The sequence below is a fragment of the Pseudomonadota bacterium genome, assembly GCA_039815145.1.
Taxonomy (GTDB): Bacteria; Pseudomonadota; Gammaproteobacteria; order Steroidobacterales; family JBCBZW01; genus JBCBZW01.
This window is the reverse complement of sequence record JBCBZW010000205.1, coordinates 1-6,324: the sequence shown is the minus strand read 5'-3', so window position 1 is coordinate 6,324 and position 6,324 is coordinate 1. Positions and strand designations below refer to the sequence as shown.

Genomic DNA, 6,324 nt, shown 5'->3' with positions numbered 1-6,324 from the left:
GGCCCGACCACCTTGAACGTCCCCACCGGGGTGTGCCGCTTTGGCGAGCACGGCATGGCGGTGGCGGACGCCTGGAACCACCGCGTGCTGCTCTGGCATCGCGCGCCCACCGACTCGCATGTGGCACCGGACGTGGTGCTCGGCCAGGCGAACTTCGACGAAGACCTACCTAACCGCGGTGCGGACGCGCCGAGCGCGGATACGCTCTACTGGCCGTACGGCGTGGGCGCCGCCGACGGCAAACTCTTCGTCGCCGACGCCGAGAACCGTCGTGTGTTGATCTGGGACGACATCCCGACGAAGAACGGCCAGCCAGCGGATCGCGTGCTCGGCCAACGCGACTTCACCTGCCGCGACGAGAACGCCGGCAGCGACCCCTCCGCCATGAGCATGCGTTGGCCCCACGGCGTCGCGCTGTGGAAGGGACACTTGTGCGTCTCCGACGCGGGCAACAACCGCATTATGGTCTGGCGCGGGTTGCCTCAGGCGGACGGTCAGCCCTGTGACATCATCCTCGGCCAAGCCAACGCCGAGGGGGTCGACCACAACCAATCCCTCTACTGGCCCCGCGCCAACACCCTCAACATGCCCTACGACCTCACCGCCGTCGGGGACTGGTTGCTCACGGCGGACACGGCGAGCTCCCGCTTGCTCGGCTGGCATATCGACGACCTCGCCGACAACGCCGCGGCGCGGGCCCTCGCGGGGCAGGCCACCTTCCATGACAAGGGCGACAACCGCTGGCAGATGCCCACCGCCGACAGCCTGTGCTGGCCCTACGGCATCACCAGCTGCGGCGACACGGTGGTGGTGGCCGACTCGGGCAACAACCGCGTTAGCCTCTGGCGCACCGCCCTATGAACGCCATCGCGGACGCGGTCGCCTACCGCCGCGAACGCATCCGCGTGCGCGGCACCGTGCAGGGGGTGGGCTTTCGCCCGACCGTCTGGTGCCTGGCGCGCGAGATGGGGGTTCGCGGCCACGCCCGCAATGACGGTGACGGCGTATTGATCGACGCCTGGGCCGCACCTCACATACTCGATGCCTTCGTGCAACGCATCGAACGCGACGCGCCGCCCCTCGCCCGGATTCGCTCGGTGGAGCGCAGCCCCGAGACGACCGAGGACGAAGACGCCCCCGCATCCTTCACCATCGACGCCAGTGCCAGCAGTGGCAGCCGCACGGACATCGCGGCGGACGCGGCTAGCTGCCCGGCATGCGTCGCGGAGACGATGGATCCGTTCAGTCGTCGCTACCGCTACCCGTTCACCAACTGCACCCATTGCGGACCGCGCCTGAGCATCATCCGCGAGGTCCCCTACGACCGGGCCACGACCAGCATGGCCGAGTTCTCCCTGTGCGCCGACTGCGCCGAGGAGTACGCGGATCCCGCAGACCGTCGCTTCCACGCCCAACCCGTCGCCTGCCACGCCTGCGGCCCCCGCGCCCGCCTCGTGCGCACCGACGGCCACGTGGTGTGCCTGGACACGCTCACACAGCTGGACGACGTGGACGCGGCCGGCAACCTCATCCTCAAGGGCGAGATCGTCGCCATCAAGGGTATCGGCGGCTACCACCTCGCCTGCGACGCCCGTAACGAGTCGACCGTCGCCCGCCTGCGCGAGCGCAAGCGCCGCTACGACAAGCCCTTCGCCCTGATGGCCACGAACGTGGAGATGATCGAGCGCTACTGCGAGGTATCAGCCCAGGAACGCGCCGCCCTGGAAAGCCCTGAAGCGCCGATCGTAGTGCTCAAGGCCCGCGCGGACTGCGGCCTTGCCTCGGGCCTCGCCCCGGGACAGCGAACGCTGGGCTTCATGCTGCCTTACACACCGATGCACCACATGCTGCTCAAGCGCTTCAAGGCCCCCGTGGTGATGACCTCCGGCAATGTCAGCGACGAGCCCCAGTGCACGCACAACGACGAGGCGATGCGGCGCCTGAACCCCATCTGCGACTTCGCCCTGGTGCACGACCGCGACATCGAGAATCGCGTCGACGACTCGGTCACCCGCGTCGTCGACGGCGAGCTGCGCGTGCTACGCCGAGCGCGGGGTTACGCGCCTGCACCCATCGACCTCCCCCCGGGCTTCGCCTGCAACCAGAGCTTGCTGGCCATGGGCGGTGACCTCAAGAACACCTTCTGCGTGGTCGACGGCCCGCGGGCGATCCTGTCGCAGCACATGGGTGACCTGCACGAGGCCACCACCCTCGACGCGTACCAGCGCTCCCTGAAGCTCTACGAAGGGCTCTTCGAGCATGCGCCGTCGCACGTCGTGCTCGACCACCACCCCGAGTACATGTCCACCAAGACGGGCTTAGAGCGCGCGGAGCGCGAAGGGCTGGGGGTACTACGTGCGCAACACCACCATGCCCACATCGCAGCGTGCTTAGGCGAGAACGGGTGGCCCCTGGACGGTGGCCCCGTGCTCGGCGTCGCCATGGACGGCTTAGGGCTAGGCGCTGACGGCGCCCTGTGGGGCGGCGAGTTCCTGCTCGGCGATTACAGGAGCGTCGAGTGCCTCGGCAGCGTGAAGTCAGTCGCCCTGCTAGGCGGCGAGCAGGCGATGCACGAGCCGTGGCGCAACACCTATGCGCACATCGTGGCGCAGATGGGCTGGGGCGCGTTTCGCATGAACTTCAACGAGCTAGAGCTGCACGCGTACCTCGAGGGCAAGCCCCTGGCGGCGCTCAACGCCATGCTGGCGAAGGGCACGAACGCGCCGCCGGCATCCTCCTGCGGGCGGCTGTTCGACGCCGTCGCCGCGGCGATGGGCATCTGCCGCGAGCGGGTGAGCTACGAGGGGCAAGCGGCCGTCGAACTCGAAGCGCTGGTCGACGAGCATTGCCTCGCGCACGAGACCGATCAGCTGGCCTATCCCTTCACGCTCCCGCGCGAAGGAGGTACGGGCCTGCCCTACCTCGAGCCTCTGGCCATGTGGAACGCCCTGCTCGGTGATCTGATCCTGAAGACGCCGGTGCCGATCATGGCCGCGCGCTTCCACAAGGGGCTGGCGAAGGCGATCGCCCACGCGGTGCGAGTGCTCGCGACGCGCGATGAGGAGCGCGTCGTGCATCACATCGCCCTCTCAGGCGGTGTCTTCCAGAACGCCGTGCTTCTCGAGCAGGTGAGCACGCGCCTTCGAGCGCAGGGCTTCATCGTGCTCACCCATCGCCAGGTCCCCAGCAACGATGGGGGACTTTCCTTCGGCCAAGCACTGATCGGGCTGGCCCAACTGCAGCAGCAACGTCAGGGAGAGCAGTAAACGATGTGCTTGGGTATTCCGGGACAGATCGTCGAGATCAGCGATGCGCGCCGCCGCCTCGCGGTGGTGGACGTGAGTGGCGTGCGGCGCACGGTCAACATCGCCTGCGTGGTGGACGAGCAGCATCCCATCGACCGCTGCGTGGGGGATTGGGTGCTGGTGCACGTCGGGTTCGCGATGAGCCGCATCGACGAACGCGAAGCGGCCATCACCCTGCAACTGCTCACGGAACTCGGCGAGGCGCAGGAGGAGATCGCCGCCATGCAGGCGAGTGAGGCCGGCCCCGGCAAGGAGGAGGTCACGGCATGAGCGATGCCACCCTGCAAGCGCTCTACCCCTTCCTGCACGGCGAGCGCCAGGACGAGGCGCGCCAGGAAGAGGCTGCGTTGCGCTCGATCGCTGCCAAATGCCAGGACAGCCTCTCCGTGAAGGAACGCTTCTTCACCGAGAACGCCCGCGCCCTGTTGGACGCCGCACGGGCCATCGCCCGCGTCTACGCCAACGGTGGCCGCATGTTCGCCATGGGCAATGGCGGCTCCAGCTGTGACGCCGCCCACTTCGCCGTGGAATTCCAACACCCGGTGACCACCGGCCGCCCCGCCCTGCCCGCGATGAACCTCGTGATGGACGCGGCGATGATGACGGCGGTGAGCAACGACGTGGGGGTCGAACAACTCTTCGCCCGCCAACTCGAGGCGCACGCCAAGCCCGGCGATGGCCTCATCGGCTTCTCCACCAGCGGTAACTCGACCAATCTCACGGCCGCGTTCCGGCGCGCCCGGCAACTGAACCTCGTCTCCCTGGGCCTGTGCGGCGGTGACGGCGGCGACATGGCCAGCAGCGGCCTCGTCGAGCACTGCCTGGTGGTGCCGTCCAGCTCCATCCACCGCGTGCAGGAATCGCACGTGGCCGCCTACCACATCCTGTGGGACGTGGTGCACACGCTCCTCGCCGACGATCGGGGATGCCTCGCCAGCCCGGAGCACAACGCATGAAGTTCGTCGACGAATTCCGCGACCCGGACGCCGCCAAAGCCGTGCTGCGGGCGATCGACGGCCTCGCACCGCACTTCGCCGATCGCCCCGAAGGCCCGCTCCAGCTAATGGAATTCTGCGGTGGCCACACGCACACGATCTTCCGCTACGGCATCGAACCGATGCTGCCGGATTGGATAGAGCTGGTGCACGGCCCCGGTTGCCCGGTGTGCGTGCTGCCCATGGGTCGGGTGGATGACTGCGTCGCCCTGGCTGAGCGCCCGAACGTAATCTTCACCACCTTCGGCGATGCGATTCGCGTACCAGGCTCGCGCAAGAGCTTGCTGCAGGCGAAGGCCGAAGGCGCGGACGTGCGCATGGTCTACTCCCCGCTGGATGCGCTGGCGCTGGCGCGTCGCCACCCCGATCGCGAAGTGATCTTCTTCGCCCTCGGCTTCGAGACCACCATGCCGAGCACGGCGTTGACCGTGTTGCAGGCCGAGGAAGAAGGCATCGAGAACTTCTCCCTCTTCTGCAACCACATCACCACCGTGCCGACGATCAAGGCGATCCTGGATTCCCCGGACATGCGCCTCGACGGCTTCCTGGCCCCGGGCCACGTGTGCATGGTGGTGGGCGAACGTCCCTTCGATTTCGTCGCCGAGCGCTACGGCAAGCCGCTGGTGATCACCGGCTTCGAACCCCTCGACATCCTGCAGTCGATCTGGATGGCCGTGAAGCAACTGGCCGACGGGCGCTGCGCGGTGGAGAACCAGTACGCCCGCGTGGTCGCCGCCCACGGCAACCCGCCCGGCCTCGAGGCCATCACCAAGGTGTTCGAGCTGCGCGAGTTCTTCGAGTGGCGCGGCCTCGGCTCGATCGACCATTCGGGCGTCGGCGTGCGTGACGCCTACGCGCGCTACGACGCCGAGCGCAAGTTCACGGTGCCCAACCTGCGCATCGCCGACCCGAAATCCTGCCAATGCGGCGAGGTACTGAAGGGATCCATTCGGCCCTGGGAATGCAAGGTGTTCGGCACCGCCTGCACCCCGCAGACGCCCCTGGGGGCACTCATGGTCTCCTCCGAGGGGGCGTGCGCGGCTTACCACAATTTCGGTGACCTACAGGCGTTGCTGGCGCGACGTGAAACGAAAGAGGCGATCAGCTCATGAGTTCTACGATCCTCGCCAACGGCGCGGCATCCACGCGCCCCCGTCGGACGCTCCACGCGGACCGCATCACCCTCGCCCACGGCGCGGGCGGTAAGGCGATGCGCGACCTCATCGAGGACGTCTTCGTCGGCACCTTTGACAACCCGCACCTGTCCGATCTTGATGACCAGGCGCGCTTGCCCCTGAACGCGATCGCGAAGGCCGGTGACCAGCTGGCCTTCACGACAGACTCCTACGTCGTCGACCCCCTGTTCTTCCCCGGCGGCGACATCGGCGAGCTCGCGGTCACCGGCACGGTGAACGATCTCGCCGTGTCCGGCGCCAGGCCCCACTACCTCACCTGCGGGATGATCATCGAGGACGGGCTGGAGGTGGAGGTGCTACGACGCGTCGTGGCGTCCATGAAGCGCACGGCGGACGCGGCCGGCGTGGCCATCGTGACCGGCGACACCAAGGTGGTTCACCGCGGTGCGGCCGACAAGCTGTTCATCAACACTGCAGGCGTCGGCGTGATCCCGGCCGGTCGCGAGCTGCACGCTGGTGCGATCCGCCCCGGCGATGTGCTGCTGGTGAACGGCGCGGTGGCCGATCACGGCGCCGCCATCGTCGACGCCCGTGGCGAGTACGCCATGGAGAACACGATCGAGTCCGATTGCCAGCCCCTGAACGGTCTGATCGAGACGATGCTCGAGGCCTGCCCCGAACTGCGCTGTATGCGCGACGCCACCCGCGGCGGCATCGCCACGGTGGCGAACGAGTTCGCCCAGGCCAGCAACACCGCCATCCGCCTGCACGAACGGGCCCTGCCCGTGCGCGATGCGGTGCGCGGCATGTGCGAGATCCTCGGCCTCGATCCCCTCTACCTCGCCAACGAGGGCAAGGTGATGGCGATCGCACCGGCATCGCAGGCAG

6 protein-coding genes are annotated in these 6,324 nt (G+C 68.0%); all 6 read left to right on the top strand.

The window, feature by feature from the left end:
* The coding region (locus AAF184_24225; protein ID MEO0425463.1) for a hypothetical protein at nucleotides 1–861 on the top strand (861 nt) is incomplete at its 5' end.
* A complete protein-coding gene (gene hypF / locus AAF184_24220) occupies nucleotides 858–3,266 on the top strand; it encodes a carbamoyltransferase HypF (GenBank protein MEO0425462.1) in 2,409 nt (802 codons plus the stop codon). The genes AAF184_24225 and hypF, both read left to right, overlap by 4 nt.
* Before the next feature lie 3 nt (nucleotides 3,267–3,269).
* Nucleotides 3,270–3,575 (top strand): HypC/HybG/HupF family hydrogenase formation chaperone, encoded by a 306-nt coding sequence (locus AAF184_24215; GenBank protein ID MEO0425461.1) that lies wholly within the window; start codon nucleotides 3,270–3,272, stop codon nucleotides 3,573–3,575.
* Nucleotides 3,572–4,261 carry an SIS domain-containing protein gene (locus AAF184_24210; GenBank protein ID MEO0425460.1) on the top strand — a complete coding sequence of 230 codons (690 nt, stop codon included), beginning with the start codon at nucleotides 3,572–3,574 and terminating at the stop codon, nucleotides 4,259–4,261. Before AAF184_24215 ends, AAF184_24210 begins: the two co-directional genes overlap by 4 nt.
* Nucleotides 4,258–5,412 (top strand): hydrogenase formation protein HypD, encoded by a 1,155-nt coding sequence (gene hypD, locus AAF184_24205; protein ID MEO0425459.1) that lies wholly within the window; start codon nucleotides 4,258–4,260, stop codon nucleotides 5,410–5,412. Before AAF184_24210 ends, hypD begins: the two co-directional genes overlap by 4 nt.
* The coding region (gene hypE / locus AAF184_24200; protein MEO0425458.1) for a hydrogenase expression/formation protein HypE at nucleotides 5,409–6,324 on the top strand (916 nt) is incomplete at its 3' end. The genes hypD and hypE, both read left to right, overlap by 4 nt.

What these genes read in the sequence shown, in the direction of transcription:
- hypD (MEO0425459.1), top strand. Translation starts at nt 4,258, where the DNA reads ATGAAGTTCGTCGACGAATTCCGCGACCCGGACGCCGCCAAAGCCGTG.
- AAF184_24210 (MEO0425460.1), top strand. Translation starts at nt 3,572, where the DNA reads ATGAGCGATGCCACCCTGCAAGCGCTCTACCCCTTCCTGCACGGCGAG.
- hypF (MEO0425462.1), top strand. Translation starts at nt 858, where the DNA reads ATGAACGCCATCGCGGACGCGGTCGCCTACCGCCGCGAACGCATCCGC.
- AAF184_24215 (MEO0425461.1), top strand. Translation starts at nt 3,270, where the DNA reads ATGTGCTTGGGTATTCCGGGACAGATCGTCGAGATCAGCGATGCGCGC.